Below are 22,801 nucleotides of genomic sequence, written 5' to 3'. Positions count from 1 at the left end.
CCCCGCGCGCGCATGAAATCCCATCCGGCAAACCTCGGAAAAATTTCCGATCTTACAGTGGCTCACTACAATGAACGTGCGGAGGCCTTCTGGGAGGGCACGAAAGACCACGACGTCGGGCAAAATATTGCTGCGTTGCTGCAGCACATCAAAGCCGACCCACCTTGCAAGATATTGGATTTTGGCTGCGGGCCGGGCCGCGACCTCAAGTTTTTTTCGCAACTCGGCCATATCGCAGTGGGACTGGAGGGCGCCGGGCGTTTTGTCGAAATGGCTCGCAGCCATAGCGGCTGTGAAGTCTGGCACCAGGATTTTCTAAAGCTCGACCTGCCGGACAAGTACTTCGATGGCGTATTCGCCAATGCTTCGCTGTTTCATGTTCCAGGTTCTGAACTGCCACGTGTACTGAAGGAGCTTTGGGCGACATTGAAACCGGGCGGTATATTATTTCAGTTCCAACCCGCGCGGCAGCGGCGAGGAGGGCTGGAATCGGGGACGTTACAGCGTATACCACGATATCGAAAGCTGGAGACGCTACATGGCCGACGCGGATTTCGTCGAAGCAGCCCATTACTACCGCCCGGAGGGTTTGCCACGCGAACAGCAACCGTGGCTGGCCAGCGTCTGGCGTAAAGCGGCTGGATAACAGCAAGCTGCCGTATACTCACATGTCATTAAAAAAAGATGTAGTAGTGATAGGCGCTGGTGCGGCGGGGATGATGTGCGCCATCGAAGCCGGAAAGCGCGGACGTTCAGTATTGCTGCTGGATCATGCGAGCAAGCTGGCCGAAAAAATTCGTATCTCCGGTGGAGGACGGTGTAATTTCACCAATCGCCACACAGGCCCGGACAACTTCCTCTCGCACAACCCGAATTTCTGCCGATCCGCACTAGCCCGCTTTACCCCCCAGGATTTTGTCGCTTTGGTGGAAAAACATCACATCTCTTATCACGAGAAGAAGCTGGGGCAATTATTTTGCGACGGTAGCTCCCAGCAAATCATCGATCTGCTGCGGCATGAGTGCGACGCCGCAGGCGTTGCATGGCAGATGCCATGCCGGGTAAACAATGTGGGCCGTGTCAACGGGGCCAGCGCTGGATTCATGCTGGAAACCGACCGGGGGACATTAACCTCCGACACATTGGTGATCGCAACCGGAGGCCTTTCCATCCCCCAGATCGGTGCAAGTGCTTGCGGCTATCGTATCGCAGAGCAGTTCAATATCACCATTACGCCGCTGCGACCGGCGCTGGTCCCGCTGATCTTCGCACCCGAACAATTGGATGGCTTTTCGACACTTCCCGGAATTGCGGTCGATGCGGCAGTGAGCTGTAACGGAGCTCGTTTCCGCGACGGTCTGTTAATCACACACCGTGGTTTGAGCGGCCCAGCGATATTGCAGATTTCTTCATATTGGCAGCCGGGGATACCGATTCATATCGACCTCTTACCGGATCTTGACTTCACCTCATGGCTTCTTGATCAAAGACATAGCAGTGCGCTGTTATCCAATTTGTTAACTCAACATCTCCCTCGCCGGCTTGCAGAGGCCTGGGTCAAGGCGACCGTGCCCGAACGGGCAGAGGTCCCGGTAAACAGGCATGGTAACAAGGCCTTGAAGCAGATTGCTGCACAGCTGCACGACTGGCAGGTTGTCCCGGACGGCACGGCAGGCTACAAGAAGGCGGAAGTGACGCTGGGCGGGGTGGATACCCGCGAGTTGTCATCCAAAACCATGGAAGCGAAAAAAGTGCCCGGACTTTATTTTATCGGTGAAGTAGTTGACGTGACGGGACATCTCGGCGGATTCAATTTTCAGTGGGCCTGGGCGTCCGGCTATGCGGCGGGACAGTTCGTGTAGTTCCGCTTCCATTTCATCAGTGTCAGCGGTACATTCGACCCTCATCCCTCTCATGGGTACGGTCGCCGGAATATCCCGTCGAAAAGGATGTATTCCAATGGTTCGAAGGCGGTACTACTCAGCTGGCATGTTACCCGGACCCGTTCGCCCTCTTGCTTCCCTGCTAGATCGGAATGAGAAAAATCGGATTAACGGCCACGTCCGCCCGAACGATGCAGTGCGGGTGCGCGCCCGCCAGTCGGTCCGCCCATAGGTGCCCGGGCCACATGGGCTTTGGCACCTGGCTGGCCTCTTCGTTGACCATGTCCGGATAGCCCGGGCAGCCCGCTTCGTATAGGGCGCTGTCCCCCGCCGCTACCATTGACAATCGGTTCGGCCCTGATGCGGGGGTCTGGCTCGAAACCAGCGATAACTTTGCTGGATAGCTCCCGTTTGATCAACCTTTCGATATCCGTCAGCAGCTTGCGCTCATCCACACATACCAGTGAGACAGCATCCCCTTCTGCCCCGGCGCGGCCAGTACGCCCGATGCGATGCACATAATCCTCCGGCACGTTAGGCAATTCAAAGTTGACCACATGGGGTAATTCGCTGATATCGATTCCGCGGGCAGCAATGTCGGTCGCTACCAGGACCTGCAGGCTGCCGGTCTTGAATTCCGCCAATGCCCGAGTGCGCGCCGACTGGCTTTTGTTGCCGTGTATGGCAAGCGAGGGAATGCCATGCGCGACCAGATGCTCAGCCAGTTTGTTGGCTCCATGCTTGGTGCGGGTAAATACCAGCACCTGCGACCACTGGTGCTGCGTGATAAGATGGGCAAGCAGTTCGCGCTTTCGTTCACGATCCACGGGGTGAACGATATGCGTCACGTTGTCGGCAGTTGCATTACGACGCGCGACTTCAATTTTCACGGGCTTGTTTAGCAAGCCGCCGGCCAGCGCCTGGATCTCGTCCGAAAAGGTGGCGGAGAACAGCAGATTCTGCCGCTGTTTAGGCAACAGCACGAGTATCTTTTTTATATCGCGAATGAAACCCATGTCCAGCATGCGATCGGCCTCGTCCAGCACAAGGATTTCAACCTGCGACAAATCGAGCGTTTTTTGCTGCACATGATCCAGCAAACGCCCCGGAGTGGCGACCAGAATATCCACGCGACTTTTCAGGCGGGTGATCTGTGGATTGATACTGACTCCGCCTATCATAATCATGGAGCTCAGCTTCAGGTATTTGCCATACTCCCGCACGCTTTCCTCCACCTGCGCCGCTAGCTCGCGTGTGGGGACGAGAATCAACGCACGTATGGGCGGCCGGCCGCTGGATGGCCCCTTGACGCTTTTGTCGGACAGGCGATGCAGGATGGGCAAGGTAAATCCAGCGGTCTTGCCAGTGCCGGTTTGCGCCCCGGCCATCAAGTCGCCACCAGCCAGCACTGCGGGGATCGCTTGTAACTGGATGGGAGTCGGATTGGTATAGCCGCATTCAGTCACGGCACGGATAATTTCATCGGACAGGCCGAAGGTAGAGAAAGACATAGAACTCCAAGGTAACATCGGCCTGTCGTCCCGGTTATGAGACGCCAGTCTTAGGCAGACGGGTAAAGTTTGAAAAACGGAAAGGACGGCGTGAAGACGTGGAGCGAACACCGCAGGTGGGGATTGTAACAGATTACGTCCCGATGCGCCGACTGGCCTAGATTATTTCTCTACACAAAGCCGGAATCAGTAATTGCTGAATCGGCACGAGTTTGCCCCGCGCACGATGGGAGGGCTGTTCAGCTCGCTTTAAAGCACGTAGCGGGCCAAATCCTCGCTTTGGGACAAGCTTTTGAGCCTGGCATCCACATAGGCGGCATCAATGACAACCGTATTACCGCGATGTTTTTCGGCATCGTAGGAAACCTCTTCCAGAAGCTTCTCCATCGCGGTATAAAGGCGCCTTGCGCCGATATTCTCGGTCGTTTCGTTGACGGCAAAGGCAATCTCTGCCAAGCGCTTTACCGCATCGGGTGTAAATTCCAGCTTGATTCCTTCAGTTTCCAGGAGCGCCTCGTATTGCCGTGTCAGACATGCATCCGTATTGGTGAGGATTTGTACAAAATCGTCAGCGCTAAGACTTGCAAGTTCGACACGAATGGGAAAGCGTCCCTGCAGTTCAGGAATCAGATCAGAAGGCTTGGCGAGGTGGAATGCGCCGCTTGCGATAAAAAGAATATGATCGGTCTTGATCATCCCGTACTTGGTGGAAACCGTGGTACCTTCCACCAATGGCAGCAGGTCACGCTGGACCCCCTGGCGCGATACGTCGGCTCCGGTACTTTCGGAGCGGCTCGTAATCTTATCGATCTCGTCAAGGAAGACGATGCCGTTCTGCTCAACGTTCTGCACCGCGCCCAGCTTCAGCTCTTCATCATTGACGAGTTTGGATGCTTCTTCATCGATAATGAGTTTCATTGCCTCGCCAATTCTCAGCTTGCGTGTTTTTTTTCTCTCCCCGCCCAGATTCTGGAACATCCCTTGAATTTGAGTAGTCAATTCCTCCATGCCGGGCGGAGCAAAGATTTCCATATGGCTGTGCGCCGCCGCCACCTCGATTTCGATTTCCTTGTCATTGAGCTCTCCCTCGCGCAATTTCTTGCGGAACTTCTGCCGGGTGGCATTTTCCCCGTCGGCGGCTTCCGCTTGCAACCCCATTTCCCTTGCTGAGGGCAGCAGTACGTCGAGAATACGCTCTTCGGCGTGATCTTCAGCGCGGGCGCGCATTTTATGCGTTTCCCGTTCACGCGACAATTTGACCGCGGACTCCGCCAGGTCGCGAATAATGGAATCCACGTCGCGCCCGACATAACCCACCTCGGTGAATTTGGTTGCCTCCACCTTGATGAAAGGCGCATCGGCCAGTTTCGCCAGACGGCGGGCGATTTCGGTCTTGCCTACGCCGGTAGGCCCGATCATTAAAATATTTTTTGGCGTGATCTCCTGGCGCAAGGGGTCCATTACCTGCTGCCGGCGCCAGCGATTCCTGAGGGCAATGGCGACTGATCGCTTGGCGGCATCCTGCCCGATGATATGCTTGTCCAGTTCTTGGACGATTTCCTGTGGAGTCAGTTGAGACATGATTTCAGGTCAATGTTAAATGCAAGAAATGAGAAATATCGGATAGGCGAAGCGTCGCATCTTGCCTGGGTATTCATTTGAGAGGCGTTGCTTTTGTTCCCTGGGCTCCACCTCTTGTTTCACCTTATATGCCTGATCTACCGCTCAGGGTTTTCACGTTTCAAGCACCTCGATTACATGGTTCTGATTTGTATAGATACATAGGTCGCCCGCGATGGACAGGGATTTCTTGACGATTTCCAACGGCATCATACTGGTATTCTCCAGAAGCGCGCGAGCGGCGGAGTGAGCATAAGACCCACCGCTACCAATCGCAGCAATCCCGAACTCAGGCTCAATCACATCACCCGAGCCCGTAATGATGAGGGTTGTTGATGGATCGGCTACGACCAGCATCGCTTCCAGTCGCCGCAAAATGCGATCCGTGCGCCAGTCCTTCGCCAGTTCCACGGCCGATCGCATAAGGTGGCCCTGATGCCTTTCCAGCTTGCCTTCAAAGCGCTCAAACAAGGTAAAGGCATCAGCCGTTCCCCCCGCGAATCCGGCGAGGATCTTGTCGTGGTAAAGCCTGCGTACCTTGCGGGCGCTAGCCTTTGCTACAACGGCGCCCAAGGTTACCTGGCCATCGCCTCCGAGGGCGACCTGGTTCCCGCGTCGAGCCGAAAGTATGGTTGTACCGTGATGTTCTGGCATGGTTAGCGCGAGATGATTGGAAGCGGGGATTATAACGCTGATTCGCAGAGAAAATACAAACTGTATGGTTACCGGAATTCAGCCCTTTCCATTCTTCCTGGCCCGGGGATGGGCGGCATCGTACACTTTCGACAAATGTTGAAAATCAAGATGAGTATAAATCTGGGTGGTGCTGATGCTGGCGTGTCCCAGCATTTCCTGGACCGCCCGTAAATCCCCGCTGGACTGCAGCAGGTGCGACGCAAATGAATGCCGCAGCACGTGGGGGTGGACATTGACGCTGACGCCCTGCCGTACCGCCAGAATTTTGAGCCGTTGGCTAATGGATCTGTGACTGATATTTTTGCCATATCGGGACAGAAACAGCGCGGCCTCGCCCGGCCTCGCCAGCGTCTCACGGTGTTTCATCCATTCGCGCAAAACCAGCAACGCTTTGCTGCCCACGGGCACGATACGGGCTTTTCCGCCTTTGCCGGTAACACGCGCTGTTCCCTCACACAGACTCACATCTTCAGGTTTCAGGCTGGCAAGCTCTGCCAGCCGTAACCCTGACGAATAGCATAGCTCGAACATGGCCTTGTCTCGCAATGCCAACGGGTCATTGATGGGGAACTCCAGCAGTTTTGCCGCCTCGTCGGGTGAAAGCGTGTGAGGTAGGGTTTTCGGCGACTTTGGAGCGCGTATTCCGGCGCAGGGATTGCATGCGTAACCATGATCCCGTGCCAGGTATTTGTAAAAGCCACGCCACGCCGATAACATTCTGGCCAGACTTTTGCCGGAAAAGCCGGCCGCATGAAGTTGGGCGACAAAACGGCGGATATGATGAATCTGGAGTTGATCGAGCGCTGCTCCTGTTCCCGCTTCCTTCTTCGTTTCCTGTACATGCTCTAACAGCACGCCAATATCGCGTGCGTAGCTTTCGCAGGTGAGCGGTGATAAACGACGCTCCCTGGACAGATGGAAGAGATAGGCGGAGGCAAGTTCGGAATGACCGTTAACGGATGTCATATTTGTTCTTCGCTTCTTCCAGTCCTTCAGCCTGTGTAAAACGTGTCAATGCGGCGCTTACCAGTTCACCGAGTTGCGTCAGGTAAACTGTCCCCATGTTTACATAAAATCGTTGAGGATCCTCGCTGCCCATTACCAGCAGGCCGGCGATTTGATCAGTCCGCAGAGCCACCATCGCGAAAGAACGCAGGCGAGCGGCATCCTCCTCTCCAAACCAGTTTCTAACCTCGTCCAGAATATGTGGACCGCAGTAAGGGCGCGACAGGCCTTCGGTGAGGACTTGAATATCGGGACTGGCTGGCGCTGATTCCGGCAGTGCCGGTCCCTCGGCCGATCTATTCCACAATCGTAGCGCCGTATGAGGTACAGAAAAATCCTCGCGCAGATGAAAATTCAATCCATGCAAAAAATCAGTCAGGCGGTTGAAAGAAAGTAGCGCAACGGCCAAACGGTGCATTTTCTCGGTGATAGCGCTGTTCTCTTCACCAAATCTGATCAATTCGCCCAATTTGTCCTGCAGGATGCGGTTTTTATCCCGAAGTGCGACAATCTGGCGTTCGCTGATAGGAATGGCTCTGCCACCGTGGGGATGGGGCACCTGAATCTCCGCCAGCATATCTGCATATTCCTCGAAGAATTCGGGATGCTGTTGCAGGTATTGGGCTACTTCTTCCGAACTGAATTTCATGTTTCTTCCTGTCTGGATCCTATAAGTCGATCTCTCCATCAAACACGGTGACTGCAGGGCCGGTCATAAAGACTGGTTCATTTTCACCTTCCCATCGGATAAATAAATTTCCGTTGCGAAAGCTGACTTTCACCGATGATTCCAGCAGCCCACGCTGGATTCCCGCCACCACGGCGGCGCACGCGCCAGTGCCGCAGGCGAGCGTTTCACGCGCCCCCCGCTCATAAACCCGCAACCGGATGTGATGGCGGTCGACCACCTGCATATAGCCGGCGTTCACTCGTTGAGGAAAACGCGAGTGGCGCTCAATCAGCGCACCTTCGGTCAATACCGGAGCGCGATCTATGTCAGGCACCAGTTGCACTGCATGCGGGTTGCCCATCGATACCGTACTGATTTCCAACAATTTGCCGTCGATATCGAGTGGATAAGTCAGTGCGCGCTTCTCGGCAACGAAAGGAATTTCCCGCGGCTCAAATCTCGGTACACCCATATTGACGGTAACTTCCCCATTTGGCTCCAACGTGGGAATAATAATGCCGCTCAGTGTCTCTACGCGAATTTCATTCTTGGTTGTCATTCCGCGGTCATGCACATAGCGAACAAAACAGCGCGCGCCATTGCCGCACTGCTCCACTTCCCCGCCATCGGCGTTAAAAATGCGATAGCGAAAATCAGCATCGCCTTCCGCCGTTTCTATCAGCAGGATCTGATCACAGCCGACGCCTAAATGACGGTCCGCAAGATGGCTCAATTGTTTGGCATTGAGGGAAACCGATTGTCGTATGCCGTCAATGACAACGAAATCATTGCCCAGGCCATGCATTTTGGTGAACTTGAATTTCATGAACCAATAGCCGGAAGGAGATCGACGCGAGGCATAAAAAGCGGAATATCACTCACCCCGTTATTTCGTCTTCTTAATACGCGCGTAATTTGGTATTCTACAGTCCTTTACGACTAAAAACGGCTGGGACAACATGAGCGAATATCTTTTTACTTCCGAATCCGTGTCCGAGGGTCATCCCGACAAGGTGGCTGATCAGATTTCCGATTCAATCCTGGACGCCATCCTGGCACAGGACCCCAATGCACGGGTTGCCTGCGAGACGCTGTGCAGTACCGGTTTGATTGTAATGTCGGGTGAAATCACCACCGAGGCCAATGTTGACTATATGCAGGTTGCGCGTGCGGCGGTCAAACGTATCGGATACAACAGTTCCGATATCGGCTTTGATCATCATACCTGCGCGGTGCTGACGGCATTCAATAAACAATCTCCCGATATCGCCCAGGGAGTCAACCGCACGAAGGAAGAAGAGATGGAGCAGGGCGCTGGCGATCAGGGTCTCATGTTCGGCTATGCCTGCGATGAAACCCCGCAATTGATGCCGATGCCCATCTATTATGCACATCGCCTGATGGAGCGACAGGCGGAACTGAGAAAAGACGGGCGCTTGCCGTGGTTGCGTCCGGATGCAAAGTCGCAGGTTTCGGTGCGCTATCTGAATGGCAAACCACAACGGATCGACACGGTGGTGATATCTACCCAGCATCATCCGGACATTTCCCATGAGCAACTGAGTGAAGCGGTAATCGAAGAAATTATCAAGCCGGTGATTCCAAAAAAAATGCTGAATGGGGCGACCCGTTACCTCATCAATCCCACAGGACGCTTCGTTGTGGGTGGGCCGATGGGCGATTGCGGCCTGACCGGGCGCAAGATTATCGTGGATAGCTACGGCGGGACTGCGCATCACGGCGGTGGCGCTTTCTCGGGCAAAGATCCATCCAAGGTAGATCGTTCCGCAGCCTATGCGGGGCGTTATGTGGCCAAGAACATCGTTGCTGCCGGTATTGCCAGCAGATGTGAAGTCCAGATGGCCTATGCTATTGGCGTGGCGCGTCCGGTTTCGCTGATGGTCGATACTTTCGGGACAGGAAAGATTTCCGACCAGGAAATCGTCAGGCTGATCGAGCGTCATTTCGACTTGCGTCCTCGTGGCATTATTCATGGTCTCGATCTTCTGCGCCCGATTTACCAGAAGACCGCCGCATATGGCCATTTCGGACGGGATGAACCGGAATTCACCTGGGAGGCTACAGATAAAGCCGCACAACTGCACGCCGAAGCGGGAATCGAAACTACAATGGAACCGCAGGCAATAAGTCTTCAGGCATGAGTTTTCAAAGTTAGCTTCAATCCCTTCCAGGCCGAGGAGCGCTGCAACGGGCAGAGGCCCGCGAGGCTCGGCAGGGGAGGATCGCAACAACGGCGCTCGTTCATCTTTCAGGAGATTATTTTATGAACGCTGTGCTCAGTTCTATATCCGCATCCACCTCCACCTCCACCTCCGCGGGTAACGAATTTTCCGATTGTAAAGTCGCAGATATGTCGCTGGCGGGATGGGGACGCAAGGAAATTGCCATCGCCGAAACAGAGATGCCCGGTTTGATGGCGTTACGCGAAGAATACGCTGACACAAAGCCTTTGGCGGGCGCGCGTATTGCGGGTTCGCTCCACATGACCATTCAGACGGCGGTGTTGATCGAAACGCTGATCAAACTGGGTGCGCAAGTGCGCTGGGCTTCCTGCAATATTTTTTCTACCCAGGACCACGCCGCGGCAGCCATCGCAGCAGAAGGCATTCCGGTGTTTGCTTACAAGGGCGAATCGCTGGATGACTACTGGGAATATGCCCACCGTATTTTCGAGTGGCCGTCCGAACAGGGTGCGCCGGATGCAGACAGCGCCCCTAACATGATTCTGGATGATGGCGGCGATGCAACATTGCTCATTATTCTCGGTAGCAGAGCGGAAAGCGATTCGTCGGTTATTGCCAATCCCACCAATGAGGAAGAACATGCCTTGTTTGCAGCCATCCGGAAACGACTGAGTACCAGTCCTGGCTGGTATTCCAGCAGGCGTGCTAGCATCCGCGGCGTGACCGAGGAAACCACTACCGGCGTTCACCGTTTGTACGAAATGCAGAAAAAAGGCGAACTGCCGTTTCCGGCATTCAACGTCAACGACTCGGTCACCAAGTCCAAGTTCGATAACCTTTATGGTTGCCGCGAGTCGCTGGTCGATGGAATCAAACGGGCTACCGATGTCATGATCGCCGGCAAGATAGCGCTGGTCTGCGGTTACGGCGACGTAGGCAAGGGTTGTGCCCAATCCCTGCGCGGTCTAGGCGCAACTGTATGGATAACAGAGATAGACCCGATTTGCGCTCTGCAAGCGGCAATGGAAGGCTATCGCGTAGTCACCATGGACGAAGTCTGCGATCAGGCGGATATCTTTGTCACCGCCACCGGGAATCTGCGCGTCATTACCCATGACCACATGCTGAGAATGAAAGATCAGGCTATCGTGTGCAATATCGGCCATTTCGATTCCGAGATAGATATTGCGTCCGTCCAGAAATACCAGTGGGAAAATATCAAGCCTCAGGTGGATCACGTCATTTTCCCGACAGGCCGACGCATCATTGTGCTCGCGCAGGGGCGACTGGTGAATCTGGGCTGCGCGACCGGCCATCCCTCTTTTGTCATGTCCAGTTCGTTCACCAATCAGGTGCTGGCACAAATGGAGTTGTGGCAAAATGGCGCCAGCTATCAGAAGAATGTTTATGTACTGCCCAAGCATCTCGACGAGAAAGTAGCGCGGCTGCACATCAAAAAGCTCGGTGTAAAACTTACCGAATTGACCGAGGAGCAAGCGAGCTACCTGAACCTGGACAAAAACGGGCCGTACAAGCCCGCAATGTATCGGTACTAAGCTTTCAGGTTGCGTAGGCGCCGGAGCAGGTAGATGGCGGATAAAGCTTTTATCTTCTCCGCGCGTGCCGCGGCAGGTCCACGTATTTCATCAGATCAGCCTCGACGACTGCCAATGGCATGAATAAGGGAAATAGGTGGTCGGGCTCAACAGGGCTTGGAATACGAAATCCAGTCTATCTACCCACCTTCGCCGATGCTGGGCTTTCCGGTGTTTTCGCGTCCCTGCTTCGCTTCCAACTCAATCATGGACCTGGGGTGATGACAGATCCGCCAATTGACTGGCGACTCTGCCTTGCCATCATTCACGACCGCGTGAAATATTCGGGCTAGCTAAAATGGAATCACAAAAAAAATTCGCTCCCACTTTCAGCTTCGAGTTTTTTCCACCGCAAACAGTGGAGGGAATCGAGAAGCTGCGCGCCACTCGCAGGCAACTGGCGCAACTTGATCCAAAGTTCTTTTCGGTGACCTTCGGTGCAGGTGGATCGACGCGCGATCGAACCCTTGAGACGGTGCTGGAAATCCAGGAAGAGGGGTATGTTGCCGCACCCCATCTTTCCTGTATTGGCGCGACCAGCGAAAACATTCGCACCATGTTGCAGAAATATCGCGACGGGGGCATTCGCCACGTGATCGCACTGCGAGGTGATCTACCCTCGGGCATGGCACAGGGCGGGGAATTTCGCTATGCCAATGAACTGGTGACATTCATTCGCAAGGAGTTTGACGACGCATTTCATATCGATGTTGCGTCATATCCCGAATACCATCCACAGGCTAATTCCGTGCAGGAAGATTTGCAGAACTTCAAACGCAAGGTTGAAGCTGGAGCTGACTCCGTTATTACGCAATATTTCTACAATGCGGATGCCTACTTCAGTTTTGTTGATGCGTGCGAAGCGATGGGCATCGATATCCCCATTGTGCCCGGTATCATGCCCATCAACAAATTTTCCCAGCTCGCAAGATTTTCGGACGCCTGCGGCGCTGAAATTCCCCGCTGGATCAGAAAAAAGCTGGAAAGTTATGGAGACGACAGTGCATCAATACGCGCATTCGGGCTGGATATCGTAACCGATCTGTGCGATCGATTGCTGAGTGCCGGTGCGCCCGGATTGCATTTTTATACCTTGAACTCGGCAGGGTTGACGACGACAATCTGGCAGCGGCTGGGATTGTAAGACCACTGGATAAGACTTGATGTGACCCAAGAGTTGTAAGAGCTGCAGGAGAGTGCGGGGTGTAATAAGCAAAGCGCATTACACCGTATAGACCAGTCACTCGCGGCCTCGTCTCCGCCTTTGGCTACGCCATGCTTACACAAACCACCATCGCCTCGGCAAGCCCCGCTGGCAAAAGCGGAGGCTTGTTCCGAAGTTCTTTTACCTGCTCAACTAATCAAGCCGCCTTGGCAGAACTTTTACTTTCCACCGGCAGAGGGTTGGAGGCATAGGCGTAATGCGCTGCGGATTCCGCAGCCCCATATTCGATTTTTACGCCCATATCGGAAAATACGGTTTCCAGCGCACCCAGGCAAAGCATCACATTTTCGATCCTGCTCGAATAACCCATCAAGCCGAAACGCCAGATCTTGCCCGCGAAATCGCCCAAGCCAGCGCCGATTTCAAGGTCATAGTCAGCGATCAGCCGACGGCGAACCTCCTTCTCATCTATGCCTTCCGGCACATGTACGGAATTGAGCTGCGGCAGCCGGGACTTTTCTTCCACCAGATATTTCATGCCGAGAATTTCCAGTCCTGCCTTCAGCGCGATGTGGTTGCGCTGATGACGCGCCCAGGAATGCTCCAACCCTTCTTCGTACAGCATCACCAGTGATTCGTGCAATGCGTAAAGCGCATTGGTGGGAGCGGTATGATGGTATGTGCGAGTGGTTCCCCAATACCCCAACAGCAGGTTCAAATCCATGAACCAGCTTTGTACCTTGGTTTTGCGATTCCTGACCAGGTCCACGACCCGCTCGGAAAAACTGATGGGCGACAGGCCGGGCGGGCACGACAGGCATTTCTGGCTGCCGGAATAAATCGCATCTATTTTCCATTCGTCGACCTTGAGAGGGGAACCGCCCAGCGAAGTGACTGTATCCACAATAGTGAGGCAATTGTGGCGATGAGCGATCTCGCAAAGTGTTTTTGCATCAGACAGCGCGCCGGTAGACGTCTCGGCGTGAACAAAAGCGACGATCTTCGCATCAGGATTCTGTTTCAATGCGTCTTCTACCTTCTGCGGGTCAACCGGTGCTCCCCACTTGTCTTCCACGACCACTGCCGTACCGCCGCAGCGCTGCACATTCTCGATCATGCGCCCGCCAAAGACGCCGTTTCGGCATACGATCACCTTGTCGCTAGGGTTGACCATATTGACAAAGCACATTTCCATCCCAACCGAGCCAGGGCCTGAAACCGGGAAGGTCAGCAGATTGGATGTTTGAAAAGCGTAGCGCAGCAGACTTTTCAGTTCCTCCATCATATCCGTGAATACCGGATCGAGATGACCCAGCGTGGGGCGGGCCATGGCGGACAATACCCGCGGATGCGTATCGGACGGACCCGGCCCCATCAAAGTGCGCTGTGGCGGATAAAACGTGCTGATCTTTTTAGCTGGATAGAAATTTTTAGTAGTCATGGATAATCCTGAGAAGAGTGGTGGACGGAATTAATTGAAGAGGACAGGCCGATTCTATCAAGTGAACGCAGATTTTGCTATCCGCCGAACCGTTCCTGTTTTCATTACTAGCTGAATTTCATGCCCAGCGCGTTCTGGATGTACTGCAAGTATTTTGGTCGCCGAGCCGATCGGATCGCCTGAGCATAACTATCGGATCAGTAACACCGGCTTAATGTCGAGAGTCTGAGCAATCCTGTCCGCCGCCTGTCTTGCCCGGATTTGATCGGGATAAGGCCCGGCATGAACTTTGAACATGCCATCTCTTGCTACAATGCCGAGGGAGTTGATCAATGAGGGAAGCTCGTTGCGCATGCGCGCGAGAAAATTATCGGCGTTATCATAGAGACTGAAGGCGCCTAGTTGCAGATAGATTCCGCGGGGCTCCTCTGTAGCAGGCGTGTCAAGGGGAGCGGAAACAGATGTGTCAGATGATGTAGGGTGGTAGGCAGCTTCGATTAAATCCAGCTTGGTATCTCCTTTTTGCGTTCCTATATCAAGCGACCGCGAGAGGTTGTTTTTTTCCGGGATAGAGGCAGGTATTGGGGAAGGAATGGAAGAGGCCGAGGCAGCGGGGGCAGTGGAAACAGTAGAGGCAGCAGCGGAATTACGAGCGGGGCCTGAAGTCGGGACAACTGGAGACGCTTCCGCTATTTGCACGGGAGGTCCGCCAGGCAGGACTGTTTCCACCTCCACCCATGCGCTGCCGCCACCGAGCACATCGAGCTTGTAAGCGGCAGTATAGGAAAGGTCGATCAACCGATCGGAAAGGAATGGCCCACGATCATTGACGCGTACCACCACGGATTTTCCATTCCTGATATTGGTGACGCGGGCGTAGCTGGGTATCGGCAAGGTGGTATGCGCGGCGGTCATCCCATACATGTCATAGGTTTCGCCCGAGGCGGTTTTCTGTCCGTGGTAGCGGCGGCCATACCATGAAGCGATTCCACGCGCTTTGTACGATTCAAGGCCGGCCATCGGTTTGTACCATTTGCCCAACGCGACGTAAGGTCGCATGTTGGCCTGGCGCAAGGGTTCATCGCGGGGAACGGCATCGGGAATGGAAGACAGATCGGCCGGCGGGTTATCGCCGGGTCCATCGTCCAGATAATAGCCGCCTTTTTTTTGCGTAATACCAAATAACGCCGACCCCTTGCCCGCCTTATCCTGTTTCAGGATGGTGCCGCAGCCGCCGGCAAAAACGAGAATTCCCGCCGCGGCGATCCACGTAATCCATCGCCCTGGAAGGAGTGCACGATTCGGCACGTTTCTTGATTCTGAATCAGCGTTCCTCACGTCTTCACCAGCTTGGGATGCATCTGAATGCTCATCAAAATACCAAATCCCAGCAGCATTGTCACCATCGACGTGCCGCCGTAGCTGATCAGCGGCAGCGGTACCCCCACCACGGGAAGGATGCCGATGACCATGCCCATGTTGACAAAAATATAAGTGAAGAATGTCAGCGTGATCGAACCGGCGATGAGACGAGTAAACTGGGTGGAGGCATTGGCCGCGATAACCATGCCGCGGCCTATAACCATCAGGTATAAAAGCAACAGCAACAGGTTGCCGGTCAGTCCAAATTCCTCGGAAAATACCGCAAAGATGAAATCGGTGCTTCTCTCGGGAAGGAAATCGAGATGAGTCTGGGTTCCATGTTGCCACCCCTTGCCGAGAACGCCACCTGATCCGATGGCAATAGTGGACTGAATGGTGTGGTATCCCGCGCCCAGCGCATCCTGTGTCGGATCAAACAGCGTCATCACGCGGCGGCGCTGATAATCATGCATCATCGACCATAGCAGCGGCAGGCTTCCCGCTCCGGCAACGAATAATGTAGCCATGATGCGCCATGACAGTCCGGTTAGAAACAGCACGTAAAAGCCGCTGGACGCGATGAGCAATGCAGTGCCCAAATCCGGCTGACGCAAGATCATCAATAAAGGAAGTAGCAGTAGCAGTGTTGCTATCGCGTAATCTCTCAGCCTCAAGGTGGCCTCATGTTTGTCGAAATACCAGGCCATCATCAGCGGTACCGCTATTTTCATCAGTTCGGAAGGTTGAATACGGGTCACGCCGATGTTCAGCCAGCGCCGGGCGCCGTTGTTGATTTCGCCGAACAGCGCCACGCCAAGCAGCAGGAAAAGACCGGTAACATATAGAGGCAGCGCAATACGCATGATATGCTGTAATGGAATATTGGCGATCAGCCACATGATGCCAAGCGCTATCAGCATATTGATTGCCTGGTTTGTAACGCGGTTGAGGTTCGCATCGGTTGCGCTATAAAGCGTCAGCAGGCCGGTCAACATCAGTAACAATATTCCGCATAGCAGGAAACCGTCCACGTAACGTGTAAGGTAGTTCCACAGGCGCAGAGGTTCAATCATGCTCGCCCTCTTCATTCACCTGCTCGACGGCTGGCGCAGCAGGTTCTGCGGGCAGTGTGCCGAGCAGGTAATAGTCCATCACCAGCCTTGCGATAGGGGCTGCGGTAGCGCCGCCGTGCCCACCATTTTCCACCAGCACCGATAGCGCAATTTTCGGGCTCTCGGCCGGGGCATAGGCAATGAACAGCGCGTGATCACGGAACCGCTCCCGCACCTTGCTTTCTACGTATTTTTCCCCTTGCCTCATGCCGATCACTTGCGATGTCCCGGTCTTTCCTGCGAAAGAATAGGCGGCGCCCTCGCCGGCCAGCGCCGCGGTGCCGCCAGGCCGGGTTACGTCTACGAGCGCGTCCCGCACCGCTCGCAGATTAACGGGATCGAGATCGAGCTTATACAAGGGATGTGTGGCAATTTCGCGCACCACCTCATTATTGTTATTCAGAACCTGCTTCACCACGTGCGGACGAAACGCCGTGCCATTGCCAGCTAATATCGCAGTGGCAAAAGCCAACTGCAGCGGCGTGGCGAGGTTATAGCCCTGGCCTATCCCCACGGAGATGGTATCGCCGGCGTACCATTTCTGCTTGTGCCGCTTCATTTTCCATTCCTGCGAGGGTAGCAGGCCGGACGCCTCGCCCGCGATATCGATCCCCGTTTTTTTCCCCATCCCGAATTTGCTGACGAAATTGAAGATGTTGTCGATGCCCAGGTCGTTGGCAAGCCCATAGTAGTATGTGTCGCATGACACAACCAGGGATTTGTGCAGATCGACGACACCGTGGCCTCCGGCCTTCCAATCACGGAAGCGGTGTGTACTCCCCGGGAGGCTGAAGTACCCCGAGTCATTGATTGAGTGTTCGGGCCAGCGCTTTTTCAGCTCCAGGCCGGCAAGCGCCATAAACGGTTTAAATGTCGAACCTGGTGGATAAAGCCCGCGCAAGGCGCGGTTGTTAAGGGGTCTGTCGATGGAGTTGTTCAGCAAATCCCAGTTTTCGGAGTCGATGCCATCGACGAACAGATTGGGGTCGAACCCTGGTTTGCTCACAAACGCGAGTATGTCACCAGTGGCAGGCTCAATCGCTACCAGCGCACCGCGCCGGTCCCCGAATGCTTTTTCTGCGACCTCCTGCAATCTGGAATCGAGCGATAGCGTCAGGTTGTTGCCCGAGATCGGCGGCGTACGGGATATTACCCTTATCACCCGTCCGGCCGCATCCGTTTCCATTTCCTCGAAGCCGGTCGTCCCGTGTAATTCCTTTTCATAACTCTGCTCGATACCGATTTTTCCCATATATTGGGAACCTCGATAATTGGCCAGGTCATCGTTGGCCTCCAGTTGTTCCAGATCCTTGTCATTAATTCGGCCAATATAGCCCACCACGTGGGATGCACTAGAGCCTTTTGGATATTGGCGGAATAAACGCGCCTTGATTTCCACTCCTGGAAAGCGGTAGCGGTTAGCGGCGAAACGGGCCACTTCCACATCTGATAAACGGGTTCGGATGGGCAGGCTTTCAAATCTCTTGCTCTCCTCCATCAGCTTCTTGAAACGCTTGCGGTCTCTCGCGGCTATCTCGATCACGGTGGATAATTCGTTGATGAGAGTCTCGATGTCACGCACCTTGCTCGGCACGATTTCAAGGGTGTAGGCCGAGTAGTTGTGCGCCAACACTTCACCGTTGCGGTCAAAAATCAGGCCCCGATTCGGCACAATAGGCGCAATGGATATCCGGTTAGCTTCCGCCAGGGTGTGATAATGCTCGCGTTGTGACACCTGCAGGTAAAAAAAACGCGCAAACAGCAGCAGGAACAGTAACAATACGAAACCGGCGCTGACGGCAAGCCGCAACCGAAAGTTGTACTGCTCTCGAGGGTGATTGCGAAGCTCGACTTTACGGTTCATCGTGCATCGGTATCAGACCTTGGCTTCTGCGGTATTCTCAACATGGAAGAGAGAAATGGCCACAGCAAAGTGCCGCTAACACTAGCGAGAAAGAAATCCCATCCGGGAAAATGGGAACCGTCCAACAACCCTGTCAGAAGTATGATGAATTGTCCCGCAATCAATATCAATCCTATCTGCGGAGCTTGTTTCATCGGGCCGAAGTTACTCAAACGCCGGTGAAGCACCAGCGCTACAAAAGCCATTATGCTATACGCCAGGGCATGCTGACCGAATGTACTGGCATCGCCAATATCCATTAACAGGCCCATACCGAAAGCGATACTGATGCCGACAAGCTGCGGCTGGCTGATACACCAGTAAAGTAACGCCAGTGCGATAAAGTCGGGCCACGCCGCCAGCGCGACATTCTGCAGGGGAATCAGATTCAGCACCAGCGCGACGATGAGGGTAAGTGCGATGAACGAGCGTTTGACAGGCAGTAGAATTTCCTGTCTGGGATGATCGGCGTACGCCACTTTTTATCGCTTCCTGCTCTCGGGTTTCAGCTCGATCGCTTCCACCGGGATTTCCGTAACGGGCGTCTGCATGGACAGTATCAGCAGTTGCCGGTTGTGGCCAACTCCCGCAACAGGTATGCAGGTAACGCGCGCAAAGACATTAGTGGAGTTACGGTCGATCTTTGATACGACCGCGACGGGAAGACCAGGTGGGTAAACGCCGTCTATTCCGGAAGTCACCAACGTATCGCCCTCCTGAATATCGGTGTTGACAGCCAGATAACGCAATTCCAGCGCGCCGTCCTTTCCCGTGCCCGAAACCACGGAGCGCAGGCCATTGCGCACTACCTGGACTGGCACGGAATGATCCTTGTCCGTGATAAGTGTAACTTCAGAGGCCCAGGGATAGTCTCGGGTAATCTGTCCCACTACGCCAGTATCGTCCACCACGACCTGACCTGGTTGGATTCCACTTTGGCTGCCCTTGTCAAGCATGACTTTGCGGTTAAACGGATCGTGCGGCACGCGCAGGATTTCAGCCATCACCGCTTTGGTCTCAACTCGCTGCGCGGCTTCCAGGAGCTTGCGCAACTGTGCATTTTCAGCCTCCAGCGCCCGCAACTGCTGGATCTGCCCACGGTCGACCAGATGCTGTTGCTTGAGATGTGCGTTTTCCTCGGCCAGGTGACCGCTGAATAAAAATTCGCTTACTCCGTCATAGAGCGTTTTGGGTACGTTGGCCAGTTTTTGCAGCGGGTAGACCAGGACAGATAAAGTTTGACGAATTTCGGCGAGATATTTAAGTCGGGCATCAACTGCCATCAGCACTAATGACAGCATTACAAAAAACACCAGTCGCGTCAGGAGACTGGGGCCATGCCTGAAAAACCGCGGGGCCATTTCCATCTTGTCCGGGTTTCAGGATTCCCTATTCAGGGCACGTCCGGGCGAGGCCCAGCCGGATGTGTGAAGAAAGCGGTTAATCACTGGCGAATACGCCGACCAACTGGTCCATATTTTCCAGTGCAATGCCTGATCCGCGCACGACACAGGTGAGCGGATCTTCAGCAATGATTACCGACAATCCGGTTTCTTCCATTAACAATCGATCAATGTCGCGCAACAGCGCCCCACCGCCGGTCAGGACCATTCCTTTTTCAGCGATGTCAGCGCCCAGTTCGGGCAGCGTATGCTCCAGTGCGGATTTGACGGCACTGATAATGCTATTGAGGGGATCGGTCAGCGCTTCGAGAATTTCGTTACTGGAAATGGTGAAGCTGCGCGGAATCCCTTCCGCCAGATTGCGTCCCTTGACTTTCATTTCCCGTACTTCCGACCCTGGAAAGGCCGATCCTATTTCCTTTTTGATCAATTCGGCGGTAACTTCGCCTATCAGCATGCCGTAGTTGCGGCGAATGTAGTTGATAATGGCCTCGTCGAACTTGTCGCCGCCGACACGCACCGAGTTCGAATAAACGATCCCGCCCAGCGAAATCACGCCCACCTCGGTGGTGCCGCCGCCGATATCCACCACCATCGAACCCGTGGCTTCTTCCACTGGCAGATTGGCGCCGATAGCCGCGGCCATCGGCTCTTCGATCAATTCCACCTTACGCGCGCCGGCGCCATAAGCCGCCTCACGTATCGCGCGGCGCTCCACCTGGGTGGAGCCATAAGGGACGCAAATGACAATGCGGGGGTTGGCGGAAAACAGTCGCGGGGGATTTACTTTCTTGATAAAGTGTTTCAACATCTGTTCGGTAACGGTGAAGTCAGCGATGACGCCGTCCTTCATGGGCCGGATCGCCGTAATATTACCTGGCGTGCGGCCAAGCATCTGCTTGGCCGCCAGCCCTACCTGCTGAATGACTTTTTTGCCGTTGGGTCCGCCATCCTGACGTATCGCCACCACTGAAGGCTCGTTCAGCACAATGCCCTGACCGCGAACGTAGATCAGGGTATTGGCCGTTCCCAGATCTATCGCCATATCGGTCGAAAAATAGCCTTTCAATACGTTGTTGTTTATAAAATTAAGCATGGTTTGCGGAATCCATTGCAGATGACGATGATTAAAAGCGCGTGAAAAGAATCGGGCTATGATACTCTATTAGCTATTTGAATATAAGGGTTATAAAGGATTTAGTGGCCAATGTCCCTGTCTCTCGATGATGTAAAACGCGTCGCGAACCTGGCACGAATAGAGGTTAGCGAGCAGGAGGCGAATACCGCGCTTGCACAGTTATCGGGTATCTTCAGCCTCATTCAGCAGATGCAGGCAGTGGACACATCGACGATACAACCCATGTCTCACGCCCAGGATGTCATGCAGCGGCTGCGCCCGGACGTCGTAACGGAGATTGATCAGCGCGAGTTATTTCAATCCGTAGCGCCCCAGGTGGAGGCAGGGCTTTACCTGGTGCCGAAAGTGATCGAGTGAAGTCTCGCAGGCGTGTCTGCCGCAGCCGCTGTTTTCCCCGGTTACTGCTATTTTTTCCACGATTTGCTCTTCCCTGCAAACACCATGTTGAACTCCAGCCTCAAGCAACTTTCAGCGCTGCTCGCCGCGAGAAAAATTTCCAGCGCTGAATTGACCAGCGAATTTCTCGAGCGTTCCCGAGCATTAAACCTGGACTACAACGCTTTCATCACCATCAATGAAGAGGCGAGTCTCGCCCAGGCGCGTGCCGCCGATATGATGATCGCATCGGGGCGGGCGCAGCCGCTGACCGGCATTCCGATTGCTCAAAAGGATATTTTCTGTACCAGGGGATGGCTCACCACCTGCGGATCAAGGATGTTGTCGAATTTCATCTCGCCTTACGACGCCGGCGTGGTCGAGCGTTTCAATGTTGCAGGGGCAGTAAACATCGGCAAGACCAACATGGATGAATTTGCCATGGGGTCCAGCAACGAAACTTCCTTTTATGGGCCAGTAAAAAATCCATGGGATATCACGGCCGTGCCGGGCGGTAGTTCTGGCGGCTCAGCATGCGCAGTCGCCGCACGCATGGCTCCCGCCGCTACCGGCACGGATACGGGTGGCTCCATCCGTCAACCCGCCGCCTTATGCGGTATTTCCGGCCTCAAGCCCACGTACGGACTGGTATCGCGCTACGGCATGATCGCGTTCGCCTCCAGCCTGGACCAGGGTGGACCGATGGCGAAGTCAGCGGAAGATCTGGCGCTGATGCTGAATGTCATGGCAGGGTTCGATGAGCGGGATTCGACCAGTCTGCAGCGCGAACCGGAAGATTACACCCGCAATCTGGAAAAGCCGCTCGAAGGCCTGCGCATTGGCCTGCCGAAGGAATATTTCGTCAAGGAAATAAGCGATGATGTGGCGCGTACGGTGGAAGCCGCTATCGCTGAATATCGCAAGCTTGGGGCAAAAACGGTCGAGGTATCGCTGCCCAATACGAAGCTGTCCGTTCCCGTTTATTATGTATTGGCGCCGGCAGAAGCATCGAGTAATCTCTCCCGGTTCGATGGCGTACGCTACGGCTATCGCGCACCCGAATATGCGGACCTCAACGACATGTACCGGAAAAGCCGCGCCCAGGGTTTTGGCGCAGAGGTGAAACGCCGCATTCTGATTGGCACTTACGTACTGTCGCACGGGTATTACGACGCCTACTACATTCAGGCGCAGAAACTGCGCCGGCTGATGGCGCTGGATTTTGCCGAGGCGTTCAAGCAGTGCGATATCATTATGGGACCGGCTTCACCGACTGTTGCATTCAATCTTGGAGAGAAAAGCAGCGATCCGGTACAGATGTACTTGTCCGATGCCTATACCATCGCGGTCAATCTCGCAGGACTGCCCGCAATGTCCATTCCCGCTGGTTTTGGCAAAAATAACAGGCCGGTCGGATTGCAGATTATCGGCAATTATTTTGCCGAAGCGCAAATCCTGAACGTGGCGCATCAATACCAACTGGCAACGGATTGGCATTTGAGGGCGCCTGGTCCGCTCTGAACTCGTTTTGACCAGTTGAGCTGCGCTGGGAAATTTATGCAGTCTTCTAAAACAACAGCTGGCATGTATGACAAGTCCTTGTTATTCCGGGCCTGCACCCGGAATTCAAGTCTAAAACGATCCAGGCGTACGTGATTTGTCTCGTGGCTGGATACCGGCTTTTGCCGGTATGACGTTTACGTTGCCCGCCCGCCAGG

At 54.5% G+C, this 22,801-nt stretch carries 20 protein-coding genes and 1 riboswitch; of the genes, 7 read left to right on the top strand and 13 right to left on the bottom strand.

Annotated features, from left to right (window positions below; translation table 11 throughout):
- Positions 1-12 precede the first annotated feature (12 nt).
- Together BMX66_RS08275 and BMX66_RS08270 are read left to right on the top strand one after the other, a co-directional pair.
- Positions 13-633 (top strand): class I SAM-dependent methyltransferase, encoded by a 621-nt coding sequence (locus BMX66_RS08275; RefSeq protein ID WP_255398867.1) that lies wholly within the window; start codon positions 13-15, stop codon positions 631-633.
- A gap of 35 nt (positions 634-668) precedes the next feature.
- Positions 669-1,862 carry a BaiN/RdsA family NAD(P)/FAD-dependent oxidoreductase gene (locus BMX66_RS08270; protein ID WP_090880768.1) on the top strand — a complete coding sequence of 398 codons (1,194 nt, stop codon included), beginning with the start codon at positions 669-671 and terminating at the stop codon, positions 1,860-1,862.
- A gap of 188 nt (positions 1,863-2,050) precedes the next feature.
- Here BMX66_RS08270 and BMX66_RS08265 read toward each other — a convergent pair whose 3' ends face one another.
- The 6 genes from BMX66_RS08265 to dapF form a co-directional block, all read right to left on the bottom strand.
- Positions 2,051-3,394, bottom strand: coding sequence for a DEAD/DEAH box helicase (locus BMX66_RS08265; protein WP_090880765.1), 1,344 nt, complete (start codon positions 3,392-3,394; stop codon positions 2,051-2,053).
- Positions 3,395-3,643: 249 nt separating this feature from the next.
- Positions 3,644-4,975, bottom strand: coding sequence for an ATP-dependent protease ATPase subunit HslU (hslU, locus tag BMX66_RS08260; RefSeq protein WP_090880762.1), 1,332 nt, complete (start codon positions 4,973-4,975; stop codon positions 3,644-3,646).
- A gap of 153 nt (positions 4,976-5,128) precedes the next feature.
- On the bottom strand, positions 5,129-5,668 hold the full coding sequence (gene hslV / locus BMX66_RS08255) for an ATP-dependent protease subunit HslV (RefSeq protein ID WP_090880759.1): 540 nt from the start codon (positions 5,666-5,668) through the stop codon (positions 5,129-5,131).
- 78 nt (positions 5,669-5,746) lie between these two features.
- A complete protein-coding gene (gene xerC, locus BMX66_RS08250) occupies positions 5,747-6,676 on the bottom strand; it encodes a tyrosine recombinase XerC (RefSeq protein ID WP_090880756.1) in 930 nt (309 codons plus the stop codon).
- The gene (locus tag BMX66_RS08245) at positions 6,663-7,364 is read right to left on the bottom strand and encodes a DUF484 family protein (RefSeq protein ID WP_090880753.1); all 702 of its coding nucleotides are present in this window, start codon (positions 7,362-7,364) and stop codon (positions 6,663-6,665) included. Before BMX66_RS08245 ends, xerC begins: the two co-directional genes overlap by 14 nt.
- Positions 7,365-7,383: 19 nt before the next feature.
- Entirely contained in the window at positions 7,384-8,211 is an 828-nt protein-coding gene (gene dapF, locus BMX66_RS08240) for a diaminopimelate epimerase (RefSeq protein WP_090880749.1), read from the bottom strand.
- A 133-nt stretch (positions 8,212-8,344) separates the two neighbouring features.
- Between dapF and metK the strand changes: the two genes are divergently transcribed.
- The 3 genes from metK (at position 8,345) to metF (ending at position 12,328) form a co-directional block, all read left to right on the top strand.
- On the top strand, positions 8,345-9,547 hold the full coding sequence (gene metK, locus BMX66_RS08235) for a methionine adenosyltransferase (protein ID WP_090880746.1): 1,203 nt from the start codon (positions 8,345-8,347) through the stop codon (positions 9,545-9,547).
- A 27-nt stretch (positions 9,548-9,574) separates the two neighbouring features.
- A riboswitch (S-adenosyl-L-homocysteine riboswitch) is annotated at positions 9,575-9,652 on the top strand.
- A 17-nt stretch (positions 9,653-9,669) separates the two neighbouring features.
- Positions 9,670-11,145 carry an adenosylhomocysteinase gene (gene ahcY / locus BMX66_RS08230; RefSeq protein ID WP_090880743.1) on the top strand — a complete coding sequence of 492 codons (1,476 nt, stop codon included), beginning with the start codon at positions 9,670-9,672 and terminating at the stop codon, positions 11,143-11,145.
- Between the two features lie 337 nt (positions 11,146-11,482).
- A complete protein-coding gene (gene metF, locus BMX66_RS08225; protein ID WP_090880740.1) occupies positions 11,483-12,328 on the top strand; it encodes a methylenetetrahydrofolate reductase [NAD(P)H] in 846 nt (281 codons plus the stop codon).
- A gap of 217 nt (positions 12,329-12,545) precedes the next feature.
- Here metF and BMX66_RS08220 read toward each other — a convergent pair whose 3' ends face one another.
- The 7 genes from BMX66_RS08220 to BMX66_RS08190 all read right to left on the bottom strand — a co-directional run bounded on the left by BMX66_RS08220 (position 12,546) and on the right by BMX66_RS08190 (position 20,666).
- Entirely contained in the window at positions 12,546-13,790 is a 1,245-nt protein-coding gene (locus BMX66_RS08220; RefSeq protein ID WP_090880737.1) for a pyridoxal-phosphate-dependent aminotransferase family protein, read from the bottom strand.
- A gap of 189 nt (positions 13,791-13,979) precedes the next feature.
- Positions 13,980-15,098, bottom strand: coding sequence for a septal ring lytic transglycosylase RlpA family protein (locus BMX66_RS08215; RefSeq protein ID WP_255398866.1), 1,119 nt, complete (start codon positions 15,096-15,098; stop codon positions 13,980-13,982).
- A gap of 26 nt (positions 15,099-15,124) precedes the next feature.
- On the bottom strand, positions 15,125-16,225 hold the full coding sequence (rodA, locus tag BMX66_RS08210; protein WP_090880734.1) for a rod shape-determining protein RodA: 1,101 nt from the start codon (positions 16,223-16,225) through the stop codon (positions 15,125-15,127).
- The gene (gene mrdA, locus BMX66_RS08205) at positions 16,218-18,128 is read right to left on the bottom strand and encodes a penicillin-binding protein 2 (RefSeq protein ID WP_090880731.1); all 1,911 of its coding nucleotides are present in this window, start codon (positions 18,126-18,128) and stop codon (positions 16,218-16,220) included. Before mrdA ends, rodA begins: the two co-directional genes overlap by 8 nt.
- The gene (gene mreD / locus BMX66_RS08200; RefSeq protein WP_090880728.1) at positions 18,125-18,646 is read right to left on the bottom strand and encodes a rod shape-determining protein MreD; all 522 of its coding nucleotides are present in this window, start codon (positions 18,644-18,646) and stop codon (positions 18,125-18,127) included. The genes mrdA and mreD overlap by 4 nt, the downstream gene beginning before the upstream one ends.
- Before the next feature lie 3 nt (positions 18,647-18,649).
- On the bottom strand, positions 18,650-19,528 hold the full coding sequence (gene mreC, locus BMX66_RS08195) for a rod shape-determining protein MreC (protein WP_369826971.1): 879 nt from the start codon (positions 19,526-19,528) through the stop codon (positions 18,650-18,652).
- Positions 19,529-19,607: 79 nt separating this feature from the next.
- The gene (locus BMX66_RS08190; protein WP_090880722.1) at positions 19,608-20,666 is read right to left on the bottom strand and encodes a rod shape-determining protein; all 1,059 of its coding nucleotides are present in this window, start codon (positions 20,664-20,666) and stop codon (positions 19,608-19,610) included.
- 111 nt (positions 20,667-20,777) lie between these two features.
- On the opposite strand from BMX66_RS08190, the gene gatC reads away from it, so the two are divergent.
- Together gatC and gatA are read left to right on the top strand one after the other, a co-directional pair.
- On the top strand, positions 20,778-21,065 hold the full coding sequence (gatC, locus tag BMX66_RS08185) for an Asp-tRNA(Asn)/Glu-tRNA(Gln) amidotransferase subunit GatC (protein ID WP_090880718.1): 288 nt from the start codon (positions 20,778-20,780) through the stop codon (positions 21,063-21,065).
- An 84-nt stretch (positions 21,066-21,149) separates the two neighbouring features.
- Entirely contained in the window at positions 21,150-22,604 is a 1,455-nt protein-coding gene (gene gatA, locus BMX66_RS08180; protein WP_090880712.1) for an Asp-tRNA(Asn)/Glu-tRNA(Gln) amidotransferase subunit GatA, read from the top strand.
- The last annotated feature ends 197 nt before the right edge of the window (positions 22,605-22,801 follow it).

This window comes from Nitrosovibrio sp. Nv6, from assembly GCF_900110495.1.
Taxonomy (GTDB): Bacteria; Pseudomonadota; Gammaproteobacteria; order Burkholderiales; family Nitrosomonadaceae; genus Nitrosospira.
This window is presented reverse-complemented; position numbering and strand designations above follow the sequence as displayed.